Source organism: Streptosporangium sp. NPDC020072 (assembly GCF_040631445.1).
Taxonomy (GTDB): Bacteria; Actinomycetota; Actinomycetes; order Streptosporangiales; family Streptosporangiaceae; genus Streptosporangium.
In genome coordinates this window covers 275,440-296,268 of sequence record NZ_JBEYAB010000007.1, presented here as the reverse complement: position 1 = coordinate 296,268, position 20,829 = coordinate 275,440, and the positions used below count along the sequence as shown (strand labels likewise).

Genomic DNA, 20,829 nt, shown 5'->3' with positions numbered 1-20,829 from the left:
CCTGACGGGCGGGAAGGACCGGTCTCAGCCGGGAACCTCGGCGTAGGAGTGCAGACCGCCGAGGAAGATGTTCACCCCGACCAGGTTGAACATCAGGCAGGCGAAGGCGATGAGTTGCACGATCATCGCGGCCTTGCCCCTGAACCCCGCGGTCGCGCGGGCGTGCAGGTAGGCCGCGTAGGCGATCCAGGTGATGAACGCCCAGACCTCCTTGGGGTCCCAGCCCCAGTAACGTCCCCACGCCTTGTCCGCCCAGAGGGCGCCCGCGATGACGGCGAACGTCCAGATCGGGAAGCCGACCACGATGGCGCGGTGCGCGACCCGCTCCAGGTCCTGCCGGGACGGCAGCCGGACCGCGCTGTCCTTCCTCACCAGGAAGAGGACACCGGCGACGCCCGCCATGATGAACAGGCCGCTGGCGATGATCGCCGCCGACACGTGGATGGCGACCCAGTAGGAGTTCAGCGCCGGCACGACGGGACCGGCCTGCACGTACAGATACCGTACGGCGAAGCCGAGCCCGAGGGCGGCGGCGACCGTGACGAAGGCCCCCAGGAACAGGTTCCGGTAGCGCAGGTGCATGAACAGGAACGCGCTCACCGCCGCGAAGCACATCGCGACCACGAACTCGTACATGTTGCCCCACGGCCAGCGGCCGATGGCCCAGCCCCTGGTCAGGATGGCCGCCAGGTTCGCGGCCCAGCCGAGCCAGGTCAGCGCGAGCGCGACCGGGGCCGCCCGCAGCGCCCAGGCGGGCGGTGCCTTCTCCTCGGGCGCCTCGTCCCGGGGGGTGTCCTGGGAGACACCCCCCGCGTCCCCGCCGACCGTGACGAGCGCGGGCTCACCGGCGGCCCTGGCCTTCGCGGTGCTTCTGACCCGGCCGAAGCCGAGGTCGAGGGCGTAGCCGATCATCGCGACGATGTAGAGCAGCACGGTCGCCAGGGTGAGCTGGTCGCTCAGCGTGGCGAGGCCGACATCGACCTCAACGGGCATCGTTGTTCACTCCTGGATTCAAAGCGGCGACGATCCCGGCGAACTCCTCGCTGAAATCGCTGCCTTCGGTGCGCGTGAGACCGCCGATCTCGACGTGTCCACTGTCCTTTTCCTGCCGGTCGCCGATCCGCACCCACACCCGGCGGCGGCGGACGGTCAGCGAGAGCACCAGGCCGATCACCGAGAGCGCGGAGGCGACGAGCGCGGGCATCCGGCCCGGGTCGTGGGTGATCTGCAGTGCGATCCACTGCCTGAGCCCGGTGAACTCGATCGACCCCATACCGTTCGGCAGGTCGAGCTTCTTGCCGACGGCCAGCGGGTCGGCCTTCATGACCAGCGGCTTCATCTTCTTCAGGCTCGTCGGGTCCAGCTCGTAGACCGACTGCGGCCTGCCGTTGCGCAGCCCGAGGTCCCCGGCGAACGCGCCGTACACCTGGGCGGTCGGGTTGGCCGCGCCGGGGAAGACCGAGATCCACTCACCGTTCATCGGCACCGTGGTCGGCAGGAAGCCGATCAGGAGGCCGAGCTGCTCCGGCTGGGCGTCGGGCACCTTGATGACGCACTCGGAGGTGAACGTCGCGGGCTGGACGACCAGGCACGGCACGGGACCGTCGAAGGCGACCTGCCCCCTGCCATCGGTGATCTTGAAGGTGGGGGCGTAGCCGTGGTCGATGAGGTAGGTCAGCGTGCCGTTGACGTCCAGCGGGTCGTTGACCTTCAGCGTGTAGTCGCGCTGTCCGGCGCCGGGGGCCTCGGTGACCTTGAGCCTGGCCTCGAAGTCGAGCGGCTGGCCACGCCGCTCACCCTGGGCGATGTAGGTGGCCTGGAAGTCGTCAAGGGTGAAGGAGAACGGTTCGAGCGACTCGGCGCTGACCTGCTGGCCGGGCATGTAGCGGTCGTAGGCGGCGACCGTGTTGGCGAAGCCCTCCCCCTCGACGACCAGCACGTTGCCGCGGTAGCCGTACAGGGCGCCCGCGCCGACCGCGACGAGCAGGCCGAGCAGCGCGACGTGGAAGATCAGGTTGCCCGTCTCGCGCAGGTAGCCCTTCTCGGCGGAGACCCAGCCGGGCCCGGTGACCACCCGGAAGCGCATCCGGCGCAGCCGCTTCGCCGCCTCCTCGACGGTCAGGTCACCCTCGAAGGAGGCGTTCTGCGGCAGCCGAAGCAGGTTGCGCGGCGGTGCCGGGGGCTTCTTCCGCAGCTCACGCAGGTGCGTCGCGGCACGTGGAAGCACACAGCCGATCAGGGACAGGAACAGCAACAGGTAGATCGCGGCGAACCACGGCGCCCTGAACACGTCGAACAGCCACAGCCGGTCGAGCCACTCGGCCAGGGCCGGACTGTCGCTGAAGTACTGCGAGACCTTGGCGTCGGAGACGCCGCGCTGCGGCCAGATCGACCCCGGGACCGAGGCGAGGGCGAACAGGAACAGCAGGATCAGGGCCGTGCGCATCGAGGTGAGCGTGCGCCAGAACCAGCGCGCCCACGCGACCACGCCGAACGAGCCCGGCCGTACGGCCCGCTCGTCCCCGTCCGGCTCGCGCCGCCCGGCCGTACGGCCAGGCTCGGCCTGCTTGACTTCCTCCATCAGATCACCGGCTCGAATCCGCCGATCCACCCCTGCATGGTCGCGACGAGCTCTCCCCAGAGTCCCGTGACGAGCAGCAGGCCGACGGCGACCAGCATGGCCCCGCCGATCCGGGTGATCAGCTGCGAATGGCGGCGAACCGCCTTGAACGTGTGCAGTGCCCTACGGTATGCCAGCCCCGCCACCAGGAAGGGCAGTCCGAGGCCGAGCGCGTAGGCGAAGGCCAGCAGGGCTCCCCGCCCCGCGCTGCCCTCGGTGAGTCCCAGGGTGAGCACGACACCCAGGGTGGGGCCGATGCAGGGGGTCCAGCCGAGGCCGAAGACCACGCCGAGCAGCGGCGCCCCGGCCAGCCCTGCGGCTGGAATCCGGTGGATGCGCAGGTCACGCTGGAGACCGGGCAGCACTCCCATGAACGCCAGGCCGAGCACGATCGTCAGTACGCCGAGCACCCGCGTGATGATCGCGGCGTTGTCGGCCAGCGCCTCGCCGAGACTCCCGAAGATCGCCCCGCCCGCCACGAAGACCAGCGCGAAGCCGAGCACGAACAGCCCGATGCCCGCGACCATCCGGCCGCGCCTCGGGTCACCGCTCATCCCCGTCACGTACGACAGGTAGCCGGGCACCAGTGGCAGCACGCAGGGCGACAGGAAGGAGACAAGGCCGGCGGCCACCGCGATCGGCAACGCCAGCAGCAGCGACCCGCTCGCGACCGTCGCGGTCAGGTCGGTTCCCACCTCAGTGCTCACCGCCGACCTTGGTGACCACGTCGAGGAGGTCGTTGTACTTGACGGCGCCGAGGGCACGGGCCGCGATCCGGCCCTGGCGGTCGATGACCAGCGTCGAGGGGATCGCGGCCGGGGGCACGGTGCCGTGGAAGGACAGCGCGATCCGGCCCGGCTGGTCGAAGATGCTGGGGTATCCGGGCTGCTGGCTGCGTTCGAAGGCCTGGGCCTCGGCCTTGCGGTCCTTGAAGTCGATGCCGAGGAACTCCACGCCCGACGCCTTGGTCTTGGCGGCGATGTCCTTGAGCACCGGCGCCTCAGAGCGGCAGGGCGCGCACCAGGCGGCCCAGAAGTTCAGCACCACGACCTTGCCCTTGTACGAGGCCAGGGAGACGGTCTTGCCGTCGAGGGTCTCGCCCTCGACGGCTGGAGCCGGTTTGCGGCCGGCGGCCTCGAACGTGGTGATCTTGCCGTCACCCGGCACGAAGCGGGTGTCCCCGCTCTGCGGCTGCGATCCCTGGTTACCGGCACATCCGGCCACGGTGACGATCGACACGGCCACGAGCAGCACGGCGGCGAAGGGTTTTGCGCGCATCAGGGGCTGAGTCTTCCTGTACTACAACCGGTAGAGCAGTCACTCTACCGGCGTGGTCAGGCGCCCGGTACGGCAGGGCGCCCGACGAGCGCGCCCGCGGGTTCGCTGTATCCGACACTGACCAGCCGGTCGCCCTCGAAGGAGAAGCTCGTGAGGCTGGCCAGCGAACACTGCCTGCGTCTGGGGTCGTGCGGCAGCCGCCTGCCCTCGGCCGCGAGCCGGATGATCCAGATCGGCAGCTGGTGGCTGACCAGCACCGCCTCGTGACCGCGCGCCGCGTCCCTGGCGGTGTCGATCACGCTCTTCATCCGCCGGACGACGTCGGTGTAGCGCTCTCCCCAGGAGGGACGCAGCGGGTTCCACAGGTGACGGTAGTGGCGCGGGCTGCGGAAGACGCCATTGCCCCCGGCGACCGAGACGCCTTCGAAGATGTTCTCCGCCTCGATGAGACGTTCGTCGAGGGTGACCTCAAGGCCGAAGGAGGAGGCGATCGGAGCGACGGTCTCCTGGGCCCGCTCCAGAGGGGAGGAGAACAGGGCCGTGACGTCTCGTCCCGCGACGGACTTGGCGACCAGTTCGGCCATCTGCTTTCCCGTCTCCGACAGGTGGTATCCGGGGAGCCTGCCGTACAGGATGTTCGCGGGGTTGTGCACCTCACCGTGGCGCAGGAGGTGAACGACGGTCGTCTCAGCCATGGTGCCGCCAGCCTACCGACAGGTATGGATGAATAGGGCGCATAGATGGACCAGTGTGGCTGTGCCGCCCGGACGACGCCAGCGCCGAAGACAGTCGACTTCCGGGTTTAGCGGCGTTTTCCGGTGCTTCGTGCATGATCTCACCGTTCCACGGCCGATCTGTGGCCGATATGGGACACCTGTTCACGGGCCGGTCACCGAGGCGCCCGGCCCGTGCACTCAGCCTTCGACGGGTTCCCCGACCGGATCGGCCGTACCCGCCGGGCAGTGGGGCTCGGAGGCGAGCCTGAGCGCCTCGACCGCGGCCCTGATCGCCGGGCGGCGGGCCGCGTCGGTGCGCCAGAGCGCGTAGATCTTCCGGGTGGGACGCGGCCTGAGCGGGACGATCCGCACCCCCTCGGGCACGAAGTCGCGGCCGAGACGGGGGACGATCGCGCAGCCCTGCCCGGCCGCGACGAGGGCGAGGTGGGTCGGATACTCGTCGGCCATGCAGGCGATGTCGGGTTCGAGCTCGGCCGAACGCAGCGTGTAGACGAGCCAGTCGCGGCAGACCGTACCGGGCGAGGAGCTGATCCATCGCTCGCCGGACAGCTCGGAGAGCTCGATCTCCTGCCGGTCGGCCAGCGGATGGCACGAGGGCAGGATCGCGTCGGCGACGTCGTCGAAGAGCATCGCCCTGGAGAGCCCCTCGGGAACGGCCAGCGGCCGGTTCATCCAGTCCTGGACGACCGCGAGGTCGAGCTCACCCCTGCTCACCTCACGGAGCTGACGCTCCGGCTCCCGCTCGTGCAGTTGGAGCCTGAGGTCGGGGTGGCGCCGCTGCAGGTGGGACAGCGCCGCGGGCAGCAGCCCCCGCGCCGCCGTGGGGAACGCCCCGATGCTCAACCTGCCGACGACCGCTCCCCGCAGCGCCTCGAAGTCGGCCTCCGCGGTCTCGACCAGCGCGAGGATGCGCTCGGCGTGGTCGGCGAGCAACCCGGCCGCGTCCGTCAACCGGACCCCGCGCCCGTTGCGCTCAAGCAACGTCGCGCCGGTCTCCCGTTCGAGCTTGGCGAGCTGCTGAGACACGGCGGACGGGGTCACCATGAGGGCGTCGGCCGCCGCACCGACCGATCCGTACACGGCCACGGCGTGCAGAGCTTTGAGGCGGTTGAGATCCAGCATGTAGCAACTCTAAACGCCCGTAGCAGAAAAAGCTCCCTTTACTAAAGAAAAAGCACGAACAGGGACGAAAGTCGCCGAATCCATCACACCTTCGCCCAGCCCGGCCCATCGCCTTCGTTCATACCCTTTCAAGCCACCCGTACGACTTCGCGACACCTGGGTGGTTTTGCGGCATCAGGTCCCGTACGGCCGCCGCCCCCGGAGGCCGTACGGGGACCGAAGAACGGAGACCTCAGCCCTTGGCGCTGACCTGCCCGCTCCCCTTGCAGGGACGGCAGGTGATCTCGACCTGGGTCACCACCGTCCCGCCCGCGGCGGTCTTGGTCTCACGGGTCTCGTAATAGTGGCCGTTTCCCTCACAGTTGCCACAGGGGCGCGTCGCTCCCATCGGCCTCTCCTTCACCTGGGCCGCGGCCTGGGCGACGTCCGCGAACGACGCCCTGACCCGCTCCGCCTGCTCCCCCGTCAGGAAAGGCAACACCACCTTGCCGCCCGCGGCGGTGGGAATGCCCAGCACATACGTTCCTCGTTCGGTCACAGGCTTTTCCAATCGGGGGACGATGATCGATCCGAAGGGCGACCGTCTACCACGTATCTCCGATGATCATGGTAGGCCGCCCATGACACCACACCGGCACATGCACGGCCGTCCGGCGCGTCTCCCCTCGGGCACCGCCCTGGGGAGTCACCGGCACGGCCCCACGACCGACTCCGTCAGGCTACCTGCCCGATCCTCGCCGCCACCCTCGACTTCTCACAACCCCCACTTCCGGGAGGAACACAACCACTCCCCACACCGAAAAGTCCCCACCGAACCGTAGAAATCACGAAAGGAAAACCGCTCCGGGTCTTTCCAAGGACTTTGTCCCCTACTTCGGGAAAGCCTGTCCCGGCTATCGTCGCTCAGACCCGACAGATCCCCATGAGCACCAAAGACGCACTACCAAGCCCCTTACCGCCCTCTTACGCCCTTTGTTCTAGCCTCGCCTCTGTCCCGCACGGCGACGCGAAGCCGGAACCTCCATAGGAAACCCCATGGCCACAGACGTTCACCCGCACCCCGGTCGAGCACCGGAACGGCCGCGCTGGTTCCTCGTCGCGACGATCCTGCTGAGCGTCATGGGCCTGGCGGTCTCGGCCTACCTGACCCTCGCCCACTACGACACCGCGGTGCCCCTCGTGTGCGCGGAGAACTCCACGATCGACTGCGCCTCGGTGACGTCGAGCAGTTACTCCGAACTGCTGGGCATCCCGGTACCCGTGCTCGGCCTGCTGTTCTTCGCCGCGATCACGGTGCTGACCACCCCGTGGGCCTGGCGCTCGGCCTCCCCCCTCATCCGCTGGGTACGGCTCGGCAGCGTGATCGTCGGCGTGCTCTTCGTGGTCTACCTGGTGAGCGCCGAACTGCTCGTCCTCGGCAAGATCTGCCTGTGGTGCACGGCCGTACACGTGATAACCGTGGCGCTTTTCGGATGCGTCGTGACCGACGAATACCGGCGGGCGGGCCAGCCGGTCTGACCGCCGCAGCGATATCGATGAGGAGTCCTCATGAGCAAGAACGCCCGGCGGCAGTCAGCCAGGGAGCGCGTCGCCGAGGAGCGCAGGCTGCAGGCCGCCAAGGACAGGCAGCGGAAACTGCTGCTGGGCGTCCTCGGTGGCATAGCCGCCGCGGCGGTCATCGTGGTCGCGGTCGTCGTCGCGCAGAACAACGCCGGTCAGAGCGACCAGAAGGCCGTCGCCTACACCGGGCCGCTGGCTCCGACCACACGCCAGGAGGACGGCTCGATCCTCATGGCCAAGGAGGGCGTCACCGCCCCCACCCTGGAGATCTTCGAGGACTTCCAGTGCCCCTTCTGCAAGAAGCTTGAGGACAGCGCCGGCGACGCGATCTACAAGGCCGCCGCGGAGGGCAAGGCCCGGGTGATCTTCCGGCCGTTCCAGCTCTTCCAGGCCCCCGCCCACCCCGAACCCGTACCGTCGGTCTCCCGGCGCGGCGCCAACGCCGCCCTGTGCACCCCGCCCGACAAGTGGGCCTCCTACGCCAAGACGCTGTACGCCAACCAGCCGGTCGAGGGGCAGAACGGCTTCGAGAACAAGGACCTGCTCAACTGGGCCCGGGACCTCGGTTTCTACGACGCCGGGTTCGACAAGTGCGTCACCGGCCTGGAGATGGGGGCCGACGTCGACAAGGCCACCGAATACGCCCAGAAGCAGAAGGTCAACAGCACCCCGACCCTCCGCCTCAACGGCAAGGACCTGACCGCCGAACAGGTCAACGAACTCCTCTCCACTCCTGAGAGCTTGGAGCAGATCCTGAGCGCGAAATAATTGCGCCGCCTTCGGCGGCGCGGGCTGTGACTCTTTGCGCCGCCTTCGGCGTCGCGGGTCCGGGCACTCCGGGCCGGCGCTTTCCCTCGTCGCTGTGTCTCCTTGCGCCGCCTTCGGCGTCGCGGGTCCGGGCGCTTCGAGCCGGCGCTTTCCCTCGTCACTCCGTCGCTGCGCTCCTGCGTTCCTCAGTCCAAGCACCGGCGCGCCCGAACCGAAAACCCCTCACACACAGCACCGGTAAAGCACAAGACCAAACTCTTCACTTCTGATGCCGGGGCGTCTGGGGCGGAGCTCTTCAGACTTGGCGTCGGGGCACCCGGGGAACCTCTCAGCCTGGGGGCGGGGGCACACCCAGGCCGAGGTGTTTCGGGTCGGCAGGTCCGAGCGACGGCTTCAGAAGGCCTGGGCTGCGGCTTTGGCGGCTGCGGGGAGGGCTTCGACCACCTGGGAGAGGGCCTCCTCGTCATGGGCGGAGGAGAGGAACCACGCCTCGTACGCCGAGGGAGGCAGATAGACGCCCTGGTCGAGCATGGCGTGGAAGAACGCCCGGTAGGCGGCGGTGTTCTGGGTCTGCGCACCGGCGAAGTCGGTGACCTGGTCCTCGGTGAAGAAGATGGAGAACAGGCTGCCCGCACGCTGCAGGCGGTGCGGCACCCCGGCCGCGGCCAGGGCGTCGGAGGCGGCACGGCCGATGATCAGGGCGGCGGCGTCGACGCGGTCGTAGACCTCCTCGTCGCAGGAACGCAGGGTGGCCAGGCCCGCCGCGCAGGCCAGCGGGTTCCCCGACAGGGTGCCCGCCTGGTAGACCGGCCCCTCGGGAGCGAGATTGGCCATCACGTCGGCACGACCACCGAAGGCGGCGGCGGGCAGGCCACCACCCATGACCTTGCCGAAGGTCATCAGGTCGGCCTCGACCGGGTCGAGGCCGTACCACCCGGCTTCGGAGACCCGGAAGCCGGTGAGCACCTCGTCGAGGATCAGCAGGGCGCCGTGGGCGGTGCACAGCTCACGCAGCTTGGCGTTGAAGCCGTCCAGCGGAGGGACGACGCCCATGTTGGCCGGGCACGCCTCGGTGATCACGCACGCGATCTCGTCGCCGAACTCCCGGAAGGCCTCGGTGACGGCCTCGACCGAGTTGTACGGCAGCACGACCGTGTCGGCGGCCGACGCTCCGGTGACACCGGGGGTGTCGGGCAGCCCGAAGGTGACCAGTCCCGACCCGGCGGAGGCGAGCAACGCGTCCACGTGGCCGTGGTAGCAGCCGGCGAACTTGACGATCTTCGCCCGGCCGGTGAACCCCCGCGCCAGCCGTACGGCCGACATCGTGGCCTCGGTGCCCGAGCTGACGAGGCGGATCTTCTCCACGGGCTCGACGAGGGAGACGATCTCCTCGGCGAGTTCGACCTCGCCGGGCGTGGCCGTACCGAACGAGGTCCCGGCCGCGAGCGCCTCCTGCAGGGCCTCGACCACGGCCGGGTGCCGGTGCCCAAGGATCATGGGGCCCCAGGAGCACACCAGGTCGACGTAGCGGTTACCGTCCACGTCGGTGATGTACGGCCCCTGCCCCGAGGCCATGAACCGGGGCGTACCACCGACGGCGCCGAAGGCGCGGACGGGAGAGTTCACCCCTCCAGGGACGATCTCGCGGGCACGGGCGAACAGGTCCTCGGACTTCTCAGTAAGGCTCACGCCCCCAGCGTAACCACGACAGGCCCAGCCCCCACCCCAGGGCATCCCAACCCCCACCCCGGGCCTCAACCTGCGAAAGGCCACGGTAGGAGCACCGTCCCTGGCCGGATAGGGGTCCGCTCCGGACACCACAATTACTCAGCGTGCAGAAACCCTGCCCTCGGCACCCCAGCGCGAAAAGCCCCTATGCCAGAAGTGCAGGGCTTCACCCCGACCGTCCGGCGCGGTGCGTGAAGAGTTCCGGCCTGTACCTTACCGCCGCCAGGCGGATCAAAGAGACATGGTTCGGGCGCGCCAACCTCGGGCGTGAAGAGTTTGATCTTGTGCTTTACCGGCGCCAAGCGTGAGGAGTGTCGGCTTGGGCGCGTCGGTGTCTGGACTGAGGAACGCAGGAGCGAAGCGACGGAGAGACGAGGGAAGACACCGACCCGAAGCGCCCAAGCCCGCGACGCCGCCAGGCGGAGCAAAGAAACCCGGTTCGGGCGCGCCGGTGCTTGGACTGAGGAACGCAGGAGCGAAGCGACGGAGTGACGAGGGAAAGCACCGGCCCGAAGCGCCCGGACCCGCGATGCCGAAGGCATCGCCATCAACAGGTATCGGCCAGCTTTTCCAGCACGACCAGCGGGTCAGGAAGCGGTCGCCCGTCCGGGGGGCGGAGCCAGGTGGCGGGTTTGCCTGTCGGCAGCAGGGAGGGCGGCGCCATGACGTAGCTGTCGCGGCAGTGCCACCGTAGGCCGGGCATCTCCTCGATGGTCGAGGGGCCGTAGTCGAGGGAGCAGGACCACCACTCGTCCTCGTCGTCGGAGGTGTTGCGGGTGGCCACATAGAACAGGACCCGGTCACCGTTGGCGGCGACCGGGCCCTGGGCGGTTCCGGCGGAGTCCATGTTCGCGAAGGCGGTCAGGCCCGCGGCGAGCGGCACGTCGAAGACGTCGAAGACCCTGCCCGTGGGGAGGATCACGTTCGCCTCCGGGTCACGTTGCCACCAGTGGCTCAGCAGGGCGGGGTCGGTGGTCGCCTGCATCTGCCAGGCGCGGGAGAGCGGGTGGGCACCGGCGTCCGGGCAGCCGATGCGGTCGCACGAGCAGGCGCGGGAACCGCTGTTCAGGGGCCGCGCCCCGGGACAGCTCGCCCAGCCGAGGGCGGCGTACTCCAGCACGGAGGCGACCGTCTGCTTCGGATGAGCGCGTCGTTTGCCCCGACGAGTCAGCGGTACCCCCACCATCGTGTCCTCCGTCGTCCGCGCGTCCCGCGTGCCTTCGGATGCGATGACATGCCCGTGTTCGGTCGATCAGCGAAAGAAGTCAGACAGCCAGGGTCTACACCACCTGGGACACATCCGCACCGGTCCTCGCACTCTAACGCACAGACCCCATGTGCGAATGACAAACCCCCGGTTCTCACCACGTGCCTGTCGTCACACCAGGTCAGCCGAGCTTCCTGGCCACCTCGGTCGCCCAGTAGGTGAGGATCATGTCCGCCCCGGCCCTGCGGATCGCGATCAGGGACTCCATGATGGCGCGGTCCCGGTCGATCCAGCCGTTCGCCGCGGCGGCCTCGATCATGGAGTACTCGCCGCTGACCTGGTAGGCGGCCACCGGGACGTCCACCAGGTCGCGGATCTGGCGCAGGATGTCGAGGTAGGCGAGGGCGGGCTTGACCATGACGGCGTCGGCCCCCTCCTGGAGGTCGAGGCGCACCTCGCGCAGCGCCTCACCGATCGGACCTGCGGGGTCCTGCTGGTAGGCGTTGCGGTCGCCGAACTGCGGCGCGCACTCGGCGGCCTCCCTGAAGGGGCCGTAGAACGCCGAGGCGTACTTGACGGAGTAGCCCAGGATGGGGATCTCCTGGAAGCCGTCGGCGTCCAGCGCGGCGCGGATCGCGGCGACCTGACCGTCCATCATGCCGCTGGGCGCGATGACCTGGGATCCGGCCCTGGCCTGGGCGACCGCGACGGCGGCGTAGCGCTCCAGGGTGGCGTCGTTGTCGACCTCCCCGCCGGGGGTCAGGATGCCGCAGTGGCCGTGGTCGGTGAACTCGTCCAGGCAGGTGTCGGTCATCACGACCAGCGCGTCGCCGACCTCGGCGACCAGGTCGGCGACCGCGCGCTGGACGATGCCCTCGGGGTCGTCGCCAGCCGAGCCCCTGGCGTCCTTGACCTCGGGCACGCCGAACAGGATCAGGCCGCCGACGCCCGCCTGAGCGGCCTCGTTGGCGGCCTTGAGCAGGGAGTCGCGGGTGTGCTGCAGGACGCCGGGCATGGAGGTCACGGGACTGGGCTCGTCGATGCCCTCCTTGACGAACACCGGCAGCACCAGCTCCGCGGGATGCAGCCGGGTGCCCGCTGACATCCGGCGCATCGCCGCCGTACGGCGGAGCCTGCGTGGGCGCGCGACAGGGAACTGGGCGGTCATGATGTCTCCCCCTCCCCCCGGCACACGGGCACCACGGAGGGTGAGAGGAGCCGGGGGACGTATTCGGTTTGTCCAACGTCTTCCCGGGTGCCGACGCGCCGACCTCCTGCCGCGCGGCACCCGTGCCTACCGTCCTCCAGGCTACTTGGCGCGGCGCCTGGCCCCTCGTCTGGTCTGGGAGGGCCTGCGGGGAACGTCTCCCGCGGCGACGGCCGCCTGGCGCTGCTTGGCGCCGTACTCCGCCAGTGCCGAGGCGAGGGCGGAGGCGGAGGGCTTGTCGGCCATGACGTCCACCCTGAGCCCGAACTCCTCGGCGGTCTTGGCGGTCTGCGGGCCGATCACGGCGATGACCGTGACGTTGTGCGGCTTGCCCGCGATGCCCACGAGGTTGCGCACGGTGCTCGACGAGGTGAACATCACCGCGTCGAAGCCGCCGCTCTTGATCGCCTCCCGGGTCGGCGCGGGCGGCGGCGCCGCCCTGACCGTCCGGTAGGCGGTGACGTCGTCGCACTCCCAGCCGAGTTCGGTCAGCCCGGCGACCAGGGTCTCGGTGGCGATGTCCGCGCGGGGCAGCAGGACCCGGTTGATCGGGTCGAGCATCGAGTCGTACGGCGGCCACTCGGCGACCAGTCCCTCGGACGACTGCTCACCCGAGGGCATCAGGTCGGGCTTGACGCCGAAGCTCACCAGGGCCCGCGCGGTGGCCTCGCCGACGGCGGCGACCTTGAGCCCGGCGAAGGCCCTGGCGTCGAGGCCGTACTCCTCGAACTTCTCCCTGACGGCCTTGACGGCGTTGGCGCTGGTGAAGGCCACCCACTCGTAACGGCCTGTGACCAGGCCCTTGATCGCCCGGTCCATCTGCTGCGGGGTCCGGGGCGGCTCGACGGAGATCGTGGGGACCTCTTCGGGCACCGCGCCGTAGGAGCGCAGCTGTTCGACGAGCCCGGCCGACTGCTCCTTGGTCCTGGGCACGAGCACCCGCCAGCCGAACAGCGGCTTGGTCTCGAACCACGACAGGCGTTCCCGCATGCCGACGGCCTCACCGACCACGATCAGCGCGGGTTCGGTCATCCCGGCGTGCTTGAGGTCGGGCGCGATCCGGCCGAGGGTCGTCACCACGGTGTACTGCTCGGTGGTGGTGCCCGAGCCGCTGATCGCGACCTGTGTCGAGTCGGGACGGCCCGCGGCGATCAGTGCCTTGCCGATCGCGGCGGCCTGGGAGAGCCCGTTGTAGATCACCAGGGTTCCCGCGCCGGTCGCGTGCGCCGACCAGTCGTCGACCTGGGTGGCGTCCACGACGCGGAACTCGGGCACGGAGACCGCGGCGGGAATGCCCGCATAGGTGAGGACGGCGGTCGCCGCCGGCACGCCGGGGACGATCTCGAAGTCCACCTCGGCCTTGGCGCAGGCCGCGACCTCGTCGGTGATCGCGGAGAAGAACATCGGGTCGCCCGCGCACAGGCGCACGACGTCACGGCCCGCCTTGGCGGCGTTGACGGCCCGTAGTGAGACGGCCTCCTCGTTCGCGGTGTCGACGACCTCGACGTTCTCCCGGCAGTGGCGCAGCAGCGTGCCGTACGGCTCCCGATCGAGCACGACGACGTCGGCCTTCGAGAGCAGGTCGGCGCCGCGAAGCGTGAGCAGGCCCTCATCGCCTGGCCCGGCGCCCACGAAGGCGACGAACCCGGCGGAGCGCTCGAAGGTGGTACTTCCGGAGCTCAATGTGCTCGCTCCCCTATCAACGTGCCTGCCCCTTCGGCGATCATCTCGGCCGCGAGGTCGCGACCGAGATCCATGGGCGCCGAAGAGGTCCCGGCGGCGGACTTGCGTACCGCTCTGCTGCCGTCCACGGCGACGACAGCGGCGGTCAGGAACAGATCGTGCCCGCGCTCGGCGGAGTAGGCGCCGACCGGAGCCGAGCACCCCGCCTCAAGTGCGGCGAGCACCGCGCGTTCGGCGGTCACCGCGGCGCGTGTCGCGGCGTCGTCGAGCACGCTCAGGAACTCGGCGAGGTCGGGGCGGTCGGCACGGCACTCGACGGCCAGCGCGCCCTGCCCGGGGGCCGGGAGCATCTCCTCGACCTCGAAGACCTGGGAGATCTCGGCCTCTCGCCCGAGACGGCCGAGTCCGGCGGCGGCCAGGACGATGCCCTGCAGCTCGCCGGAGGTGACCTTGCCGATGCGGGTCTCCGCGTTGCCGCGGATCGGGACGTACTCCAGGTCGGGCCTGAGGACCCGCAGCTGGGAGACCCGGCGCGGGGAGCCGGTGCCGATCTTGGCGCCCGGCGGCAGGTCGGCCAGCTTGGCGGGGCCGACCAGCGCGTCCCTCGGGTCGTCGCGGGGCGGGATGGCGGCGATGACGATGCGCGGGTCCGGCGTGGTCGGCAGGTCCTTCAGCGAGTGGACCGCGAAGTCGATCTCGCCCTCGATGAGCTTGTCGCGCAGCGCGCTGACGAAGACGCCGGTGCCGCCGAGCTGGGTGAGGTTGGCCTTGGTCACGTCGCCGAAGGTGGTGACGCCGACGAGCTCGACGGCGCGGCCGGTCAGCTCGGTGAGGCGGGCGGCGACCAGGCCGGACTGGGTCGTCGCCATCAGGCTGCGCCGGGTCCCCATCCTCAGTGGAGAAGCGGTGTCGCTCATCTGCCCACCTCCTTCTTGTTCGTCTCCGTTTCCACCGAATCGACCCGTCTCACCGCATCGGGCACCTTCGGGTCAAGATTGAACAGCTCGCGCAGCGCCTCCGCATAATGATCGCCTGCCGGAGACTCGGCGAGCTGTTTGACACGCACGGTGGGCTCGTGGAGCAGCTTGTCGACCACGCGCCTGACCGTCTGCGCGACCTCGTCGCGGACCCGTCCGTCGAGGCCGGGCACCCGGGAGGCGAGCCGTCCGAGTTCGGCCTCGACCACGTCGGCCGCCTTGCTGCGCAGCGCGACCACGGTCGGGGTGACCCGCGCGGCGCGCTCGGCCGACAGGTAGGCGGCGACCTCGCGGGTGACGATCTCTCGTACGGCGGCGACCGCCTCGGCCCGTCCGCCGTCGTCGGTCTCGGCGATGTCGCCGTCCTGCATCGACTCCAGGTCGACGAGGGTGACGCCGGGCAGGCTCCGCACGGCCGGGTCGACGTCGTGGGGCAGGGCGAGGTCCAGCACGAACATCCGCCTGGCGGGGACCATGTCGACGGTGACGACCACGTCGGTCGCGCCGGTGCACGAGATCACCAGGTCGGCCTCGGCCAGTTCGGCCGTCAGGTCGTCGAACCGCGCGGCCCTGCCGCCGACCGTCTGCGCCAGCCGTACGGCGCGCTCGTGGGTGCGGTTGACGATCACGATGTCGGTGACACCGGCCCGCTGGAGGGTCGCGGCCGACAGGGCGCTCATCGAGCCCGCGCCGACGACCAGGGCGCGCCTGCCCTGGATGGGGCCGAGGGCGCGTTCTGCGAGGGTGAGGCCGACGCCGACGAGGGAGGCGCCCGCCCGGTCGATGCCGGTCTCGGTGTGGGAGCGCTTGCCGACCCGCAGGGCCTGCTGGACCAGCTCGTTGAGCGTCGGGCCCACGGTGCCCTGCTCCTGGGCGAGCCTGAGCGCCGAGCGGATCTGACCGAGGATCTGCCCCTCGCCGAGGACCATCGAGTCGAGTCCCGAGCCGACGGAGAACAGGTGCTCGACGGCCCGGTCCTCGTAGTGGACGTACAGGTGGCCGGCCAGCCGCTCCATGGGGACGCCGGAGTGGACGGCGAGCAGCTCGGAGATCGCGTTGACGGCCGCGTGGAAGCGGTCGACGGTGACGTAGACCTCGACCCGGTTGCAGGTCGAGACGACCATGGCCTCCGCGACCCGGACGTCCTGTTGCACGTCGTGCAGCAGTTTGACCAGCGCGTCACCGGTGACGGAGACCTGTTCGAGCAGTGCGACGGGGGCGGTCCTGTGACTCAGACCGACGACGAGGACGCTCACCGGGCCTCCTCGGGTCGTGGTGAACCCGTGGTCTCCCCGCGGGAGACGTCGTGCCTTCGGGCTCTGTCGTTCACAAGTCCACCGCCTCGGGCCACTCCTCGGCCATCGCGGGCCCCCCAGTCATCCGATCCGTCTTACGTTGTTCGTGGAACGCGAGGATCTGCAGTTCAATGGATAGGTCGACTTTACGGATATCGACGCCTTCGGGTACAGCGAGTACGACCGGGGCGAAGTTCAGAATGCTCGTCACACCGGCGGCTATGACCCGGTCGGCCAGTTCCTGCGCCGCCGCGCCCGGGGTCGCGAGCACGACGATCGACACGGCCCGCCGCCTGATGACGGCCTCAAGCTCGTCGACGTGCTCGACGGTCAGTCCCGCGATGTGGTCACCAACCACCTCCGGGTCGGCGTCCAGGAGCGCCGCGACCCGGAACCCCCTGGAGACGAACCCTCCGTAGTTGGCGAGCGCGCGCCCGAGGTTACCCACCCCGACGATCGCGACCGCCCAGTCCTGGGTCAGACCCAGTTCACGGGAGATCTGGTAGATGAGGTACTCGACCTCGTAGCCTACCCCGCGGGTGCCGTACGAGCCCAGATGCGAGAGGTCCTTGCGAAGCTTGGCCGAGTTCACTCCGGCGGCGACGGCCAGGTCCTCCGAGCTCACGGTCGCCAGGCCCCGCTCGGCCATGCCGTTGAGCGCTCGCAGATAGAGCGGCAACCGGGCGACGGTCGCCTCGGGAATGCCACGTTCACGAGCTTGGGAAAGACGGCGAATCACGTGCCGGAGCTCCAGGGGGACAGGCGGCCGGCGCGGCCCGGACGCGACGGATGACGAGGTGAGGCCACTGTCTTTCAGGTTAGTCCCTTTGTGAACCGGTGCACAAAGTGGGTCTTCCCAGTGTCGGGCACGGAACGGGACGACGAGAACTCCCAGGTTGCTCTCCTGTCCCCCACGTTCCCGGACCGGCCGTGCCCTGGGCTAGCGTGACGGACATGGCACCGCAGGACCACCGCATCACGCTGTACGGCAAGCCCGGCTGTCACCTGTGTGACGACGCGCGGGCGGTGATAGGCCGCGTGGCGGCGGAGCTGGGCGTTCCGTGGGAGGAGCGTGACATCACGCTCTCCGAGGAGGACCAGGCGAAGTACTGGGAGATGATCCCGGTCACGCTGATCGACGGCGTCCAGCACGACTTCTGGCGGGTCGACGAGGGTCGGCTGCGCGCCGCACTGGCTCGCTAGATCCTGAACGCCGTGGGCAGCGGCATCACCTTGGCGGCGTTGACCGTGAGTTCGATCACGTTGGTCGCCAGCACCATGCTCTGCCGCTCGGCGACGAAGCGCTCGACGTGGGGCTGCCGCTGGTGCTCGGCGTAGGCCACCTCGTCGCGGTACAGCTCGTAGACGATGCGCTGCAACGGGGCCGACTTCACCGAGTGGCAGGCGTAGATCAGCGTGTCCGGCTCGGCGCGGCGGACGGCCTCAAGCGTCTCCTCGGCCAGCCGGTCGAACCTCTCCCCGGTGCCGTCGAGGAGGGTGAACACGGTCAGCAGCCCGAAGATGGCCGGGGAGGGACGGCCCGCGCCACCCGCCTGCTCGGGCCCGGCGCCGGGATACATGACGCCGGTCTCCGGGGCGGCCATGGGCGGCTGGCCGTAGGCGCCGAAGGCGGGCACCCCGGGCTGGGACTGTTCGGGCGCCTGGCCGTGCCTCGCGCCCCGTGAGAGGTCGGGGCCGCCGGGCGGGACGGGCGGGGCGCCGAAGGCCTGGTCGGCGGGCATGGGGGCGAGGCCGTTGTTGTGCCTGCCGCCGTACAGGGGGTCGGCGGCGAACTCGCCCGTGCCGGGACCGACGGCGGGATCGACGGGTTTGGCGCGCCTGCCGCCGCCGCGCCTGCCGTACTCGTTGGTCTGGATGTCGTACTCACCGGTGGCCGGGCCGCCGGAGGTCATGCCGAACTGGCCGTTCCCCTGCGGCTGCGGGCCGTACGCGCCTGCCGGGGGCGGTGCGGCGGGGGGCGCAGAGGGCTGCGCGGTGAGCGGCGCGGCGTAGTCGCCCGCCATGAACATGCCCGTCGCGGGCCCGCCGAACATCTCGTTCCCCACGGGCGGCGCGTTCGGCGGGATCGGTGCCTGCCGTGTGTGCGCCGCGTAGTCGGCCTCCCGCTCCCCGGCCCGATATTCGGCCACCAGGTCACCGAGACCGGAATGGCGCGCGGAGTCCTCGGGTACGGCCCGGCGCCCGGCGACCTGGACGTCCTGGAAGGGCGGCTGCTCCGGCGCGGCCCTGCGGCCCGCGGGCCGTGTCTCGCGTCGTGCGTCCTCCACCGGTTCCTCCTCGTCCTCGTCCTCGTACGGCGCCAGCGGGCGCAGCACGACGTACCACACGGCGGCCCCGGCGACGGCGAGCAGGACGATGGTGAGCATCCCGGGGACCGCGAAGCTGACCGCCCCGATCGTGGCCAGGCCCACGGGGCCGAGCACGAGCATGGCGTGCAGGTTGTCGGCGTCGTAGTCGTCGCCGTTGCGGCGCAGCACCGCGAGGATCAGGGCGCCCAGCAGGACGAGCGCGGCGCCCGCGTGAACCGCCCAGAGCAGGTAGGCCGGGAAGACGTCCCAGTGGCGGCTGCCCAGCGGCAGGCTGGTGGTGAACTCCTGTTCGAGGTCCACCCGGTCGGAGATCATGATGACCGTTCCGACAATGGTGAACGCCACGCCGAGGAGCCAGGAGGCGAACCTCCCCGCGGACCCGCGTCCGATGAGCTGGACCACTCCGACGGCCAGCCAGAGCGGGGCGAGCAATGATCCGGAAAGCTGGAAAACGCGGAATGTGGTCGCCCCAAATCCAATGAGACAGCCGGTTCCGATTACTGCGAGTGACACGCCCAGCGTCGCCGTCGTGAGGCTCCAGGCGATCAGCCATCCCTTGCGTTCATCCCGGATACGGCTGATGAGAGCGACTGTGGCGATGATCGCGAGCAGCGCCCCGGCGAACGCGATGACAGCGACGAGGAGATTCATGGTGCCTCCAATGCTGCCGGACATTACCCACTAACCGGTAGCCGAACTGATGACGGGCTGCTCGGACCGACGTAAAACCACCGGCGCCCTACCGTACCGACCGATTACCGGCAGTCACGACATTGCCCAGTGGATTGTGGAATTTCAGGTTGTTTTCCTAGAGTGTTCGAGCACGCCGTGCCCCCTCCCCCAAGGGATACCGGATGCCAGACACGTGGCCGTTCGCCGGGCCCCTCCCCACGACCACCGGGGTGACCCAGCCTGCCCGCAGTAATGAGCTCGCCGCGCGCGAGGACGCCTCGGAGGAACTCCGGAGGCTTGTTCTGCGTGCCAAGACAGGGGACACGGACGCCTTTGGCACGCTCTACGACCGCTACCTGGACCTGGTCTACCGGTACGTCTACTTCCGGGTCGGCTCCCATCCACTGGCCGAGGACCTCACCAGCGAGACCTTCCTGAGGGCCCTGCGCCGGATCGCCGACTTCACCTGGCAGGGCCGCGACTTCGGGGCCTGGCTGGTGACCATCGCCAGGAACCTGGTCGCCGACCACTTCAAGTCGGGCAGATACCGCCTTGAGGTCTCGACCGCCCAGGTGTTCGACGTCCCCCTCGACGGCCCGCACATCCCGGAGAACGCCGTCGTCACCGCGATGATCAACGATCGGGTGCTCAGCGCGGTGCGCGCGCTCGGCCCCGAGCAGCAGGAGTGCGTGGTCCTGCGGTTCCTGCACGGCATGTCCCTGGCGGAGACCGCTCTCGTCATGGGCAAGAAGAGCGGGGCGATCAAGGCCCTGCAGTTCCGTGCCATCCGGGCGCTGGCTCGTGCGCTGCCCTCGGATCTCGGCTGACCGTACCGATGGCAGGGGATCGCGTAACCTGGCACGCGGGGCTGTCGTTAGGCAAGTGCACAGACGGATCATGACCTGGGGGCGGCAGGGAGCGTTCATGGGTAAGTGGCTGCCCGGCATCTCACACAGATCGCGGACACACATCCAGGATCGCGTGTCCCGGCTCGGTGCCGACATGAGCGGCGACCCCCGGCCCGAGTTCCGCGCCGAACTGCGTGAACGCCTGATGAACGCCGCCGAGGAGGACCTGCCCCCCGAGCCCGTCGCCGCCGACGTCCCGGACGTCCCCCGGCGGGCGCGACGCCGTACGGCGCTGGTGCCCCAGCTGGTGAGCCTGGCGTTGGCGGGCGCGCTGGTCGCGGGAGGCGTGGGGACCTACCGGTCGATGCCCGGCGACGCGCTCTACCCCCTCAAGCGTGCGGCGGAGAGCACGTTGTTCCACCTGAGCACCGACGACGCCGAGCGGGCCGACCGCTCCTTCGGCTACGCCGAGACGCGCGCCCACGAGGTCGAGGAGCTTCTCGGCGCGACCAAGCGGGAGAGCGGCCTGATCGACGAGACCCTCAAGGACATGGAGGACACCACCCGCTCCGCGGTCACCTCCCTCACCCGGGTCGAGCGCCGCAGCGGCAGGAGCACCGGGCAGCTCAAGCGTTTCGTCCAGAAACAGCGCAACCAGATCGAGATCATGCTCCCCAAGATGGACGAGGAGGACCGCCGCAGGGCCAACGGCTACCTCGACTACATCGACGGCCTGACCCAGCCCGACTCTCGGCCCGTCACCAGGGACTGATCCACACCAGGACGTCACAGGGCGT

The 20,829-nt window shown here is 69.8% G+C and carries 20 protein-coding genes; 5 read left to right on the top strand and 15 right to left on the bottom strand.

Annotation, left to right across the window (positions count from 1 at the left end; all coding sequences use genetic code 11):
* Positions 1-24: 24 nt before the first annotated feature.
* The 7 genes from ccsB to ABZ470_RS18930 form a co-directional block, all read right to left on the bottom strand.
* A complete protein-coding gene (gene ccsB / locus ABZ470_RS18960) occupies positions 25-993 on the bottom strand; it encodes a c-type cytochrome biogenesis protein CcsB (protein ID WP_362912497.1) in 969 nt (322 codons plus the stop codon).
* Positions 983-2,581, bottom strand: coding sequence for a cytochrome c biogenesis protein ResB (locus tag ABZ470_RS18955; protein ID WP_362912495.1), 1,599 nt, complete (start codon positions 2,579-2,581; stop codon positions 983-985). The genes ccsB and ABZ470_RS18955 overlap by 11 nt, the downstream gene beginning before the upstream one ends.
* Positions 2,581-3,327: a cytochrome c biogenesis protein CcdA gene (locus tag ABZ470_RS18950; RefSeq protein ID WP_352010929.1), complete on the bottom strand. Its 747-nt coding sequence runs from the start codon at positions 3,325-3,327 to the stop codon at positions 2,581-2,583. Before ABZ470_RS18950 ends, ABZ470_RS18955 begins: the two co-directional genes overlap by 1 nt.
* Positions 3,317-3,898 (bottom strand): TlpA disulfide reductase family protein, encoded by a 582-nt coding sequence (locus tag ABZ470_RS18945; protein WP_352010930.1) that lies wholly within the window; start codon positions 3,896-3,898, stop codon positions 3,317-3,319. Before ABZ470_RS18945 ends, ABZ470_RS18950 begins: the two co-directional genes overlap by 11 nt.
* Before the next feature lie 56 nt (positions 3,899-3,954).
* A complete protein-coding gene (locus ABZ470_RS18940; RefSeq protein WP_352010931.1) occupies positions 3,955-4,593 on the bottom strand; it encodes a histidine phosphatase family protein in 639 nt (212 codons plus the stop codon).
* Positions 4,594-4,812: 219 nt separating this feature from the next.
* Positions 4,813-5,757 carry a LysR family transcriptional regulator gene (locus tag ABZ470_RS18935; protein ID WP_352010932.1) on the bottom strand — a complete coding sequence of 315 codons (945 nt, stop codon included), beginning with the start codon at positions 5,755-5,757 and terminating at the stop codon, positions 4,813-4,815.
* Positions 5,758-5,989: 232 nt separating this feature from the next.
* On the bottom strand, positions 5,990-6,274 hold the full coding sequence (locus ABZ470_RS18930; protein WP_362912492.1) for a hypothetical protein: 285 nt from the start codon (positions 6,272-6,274) through the stop codon (positions 5,990-5,992).
* 518 nt (positions 6,275-6,792) lie between these two features.
* On the opposite strand from ABZ470_RS18930, the gene ABZ470_RS18925 reads away from it, so the two are divergent.
* Complete coding sequence (locus tag ABZ470_RS18925) at positions 6,793-7,275, top strand: vitamin K epoxide reductase family protein (RefSeq protein ID WP_352010934.1); 483 nt, start codon at positions 6,793-6,795, stop codon at positions 7,273-7,275.
* A gap of 30 nt (positions 7,276-7,305) precedes the next feature.
* On the top strand, positions 7,306-8,085 hold the full coding sequence (locus ABZ470_RS18920; protein ID WP_362912489.1) for a thioredoxin domain-containing protein: 780 nt from the start codon (positions 7,306-7,308) through the stop codon (positions 8,083-8,085).
* Between the two features lie 393 nt (positions 8,086-8,478).
* Here the strand turns inward: ABZ470_RS18920 and hemL are convergent, their stop codons facing one another.
* The 7 genes from hemL to ABZ470_RS18885 form a co-directional block, all read right to left on the bottom strand.
* Positions 8,479-9,774, bottom strand: coding sequence for a glutamate-1-semialdehyde 2,1-aminomutase (gene hemL / locus ABZ470_RS18915; RefSeq protein ID WP_362912487.1), 1,296 nt, complete (start codon positions 9,772-9,774; stop codon positions 8,479-8,481).
* 586 nt (positions 9,775-10,360) lie between these two features.
* Positions 10,361-10,999, bottom strand: coding sequence for a bifunctional DNA primase/polymerase (locus ABZ470_RS18910; protein WP_352010938.1), 639 nt, complete (start codon positions 10,997-10,999; stop codon positions 10,361-10,363).
* Between the two features lie 202 nt (positions 11,000-11,201).
* Positions 11,202-12,188 carry a porphobilinogen synthase gene (hemB, locus tag ABZ470_RS18905; RefSeq protein ID WP_362912485.1) on the bottom strand — a complete coding sequence of 329 codons (987 nt, stop codon included), beginning with the start codon at positions 12,186-12,188 and terminating at the stop codon, positions 11,202-11,204.
* Positions 12,189-12,329: 141 nt separating this feature from the next.
* Positions 12,330-13,910, bottom strand: a complete 1,581-nt coding sequence (locus ABZ470_RS18900; RefSeq protein ID WP_352010940.1) for a bifunctional uroporphyrinogen-III C-methyltransferase/uroporphyrinogen-III synthase — start codon at positions 13,908-13,910, stop codon at positions 12,330-12,332.
* Entirely contained in the window at positions 13,907-14,827 is a 921-nt protein-coding gene (gene hemC / locus ABZ470_RS18895; RefSeq protein ID WP_352010941.1) for a hydroxymethylbilane synthase, read from the bottom strand. The genes ABZ470_RS18900 and hemC overlap by 4 nt, the downstream gene beginning before the upstream one ends.
* The gene (locus tag ABZ470_RS18890) at positions 14,824-16,143 is read right to left on the bottom strand and encodes a glutamyl-tRNA reductase (protein WP_352010942.1); all 1,320 of its coding nucleotides are present in this window, start codon (positions 16,141-16,143) and stop codon (positions 14,824-14,826) included. The genes hemC and ABZ470_RS18890 overlap by 4 nt, the downstream gene beginning before the upstream one ends.
* A gap of 70 nt (positions 16,144-16,213) precedes the next feature.
* On the bottom strand, positions 16,214-16,921 hold the full coding sequence (locus ABZ470_RS18885; protein ID WP_352010943.1) for a redox-sensing transcriptional repressor Rex: 708 nt from the start codon (positions 16,919-16,921) through the stop codon (positions 16,214-16,216).
* Between the two features lie 215 nt (positions 16,922-17,136).
* Between ABZ470_RS18885 and ABZ470_RS18880 the strand changes: the two genes are divergently transcribed.
* Positions 17,137-17,385 (top strand): glutaredoxin family protein, encoded by a 249-nt coding sequence (locus tag ABZ470_RS18880; protein ID WP_184711971.1) that lies wholly within the window; start codon positions 17,137-17,139, stop codon positions 17,383-17,385.
* Here ABZ470_RS18880 and ABZ470_RS18875 read toward each other — a convergent pair.
* On the bottom strand, positions 17,382-19,163 hold the full coding sequence (locus ABZ470_RS18875; protein ID WP_362912483.1) for an antibiotic biosynthesis monooxygenase: 1,782 nt from the start codon (positions 19,161-19,163) through the stop codon (positions 17,382-17,384). The genes ABZ470_RS18880 and ABZ470_RS18875 overlap by 4 nt on opposite strands.
* Positions 19,164-19,366: 203 nt before the next feature.
* On the opposite strand from ABZ470_RS18875, the gene ABZ470_RS18870 reads away from it, so the two are divergent.
* Together ABZ470_RS18870 and ABZ470_RS18865 are read left to right on the top strand one after the other, a co-directional pair.
* Positions 19,367-20,011, top strand: a complete 645-nt coding sequence (locus ABZ470_RS18870) for a sigma-70 family RNA polymerase sigma factor (RefSeq protein WP_362912481.1) — start codon at positions 19,367-19,369, stop codon at positions 20,009-20,011.
* Positions 20,012-20,165: 154 nt separating this feature from the next.
* Complete coding sequence (locus tag ABZ470_RS18865) at positions 20,166-20,804, top strand: DUF5667 domain-containing protein (protein WP_362912479.1); 639 nt, start codon at positions 20,166-20,168, stop codon at positions 20,802-20,804.
* The last annotated feature ends 25 nt before the right edge of the window (positions 20,805-20,829 follow it).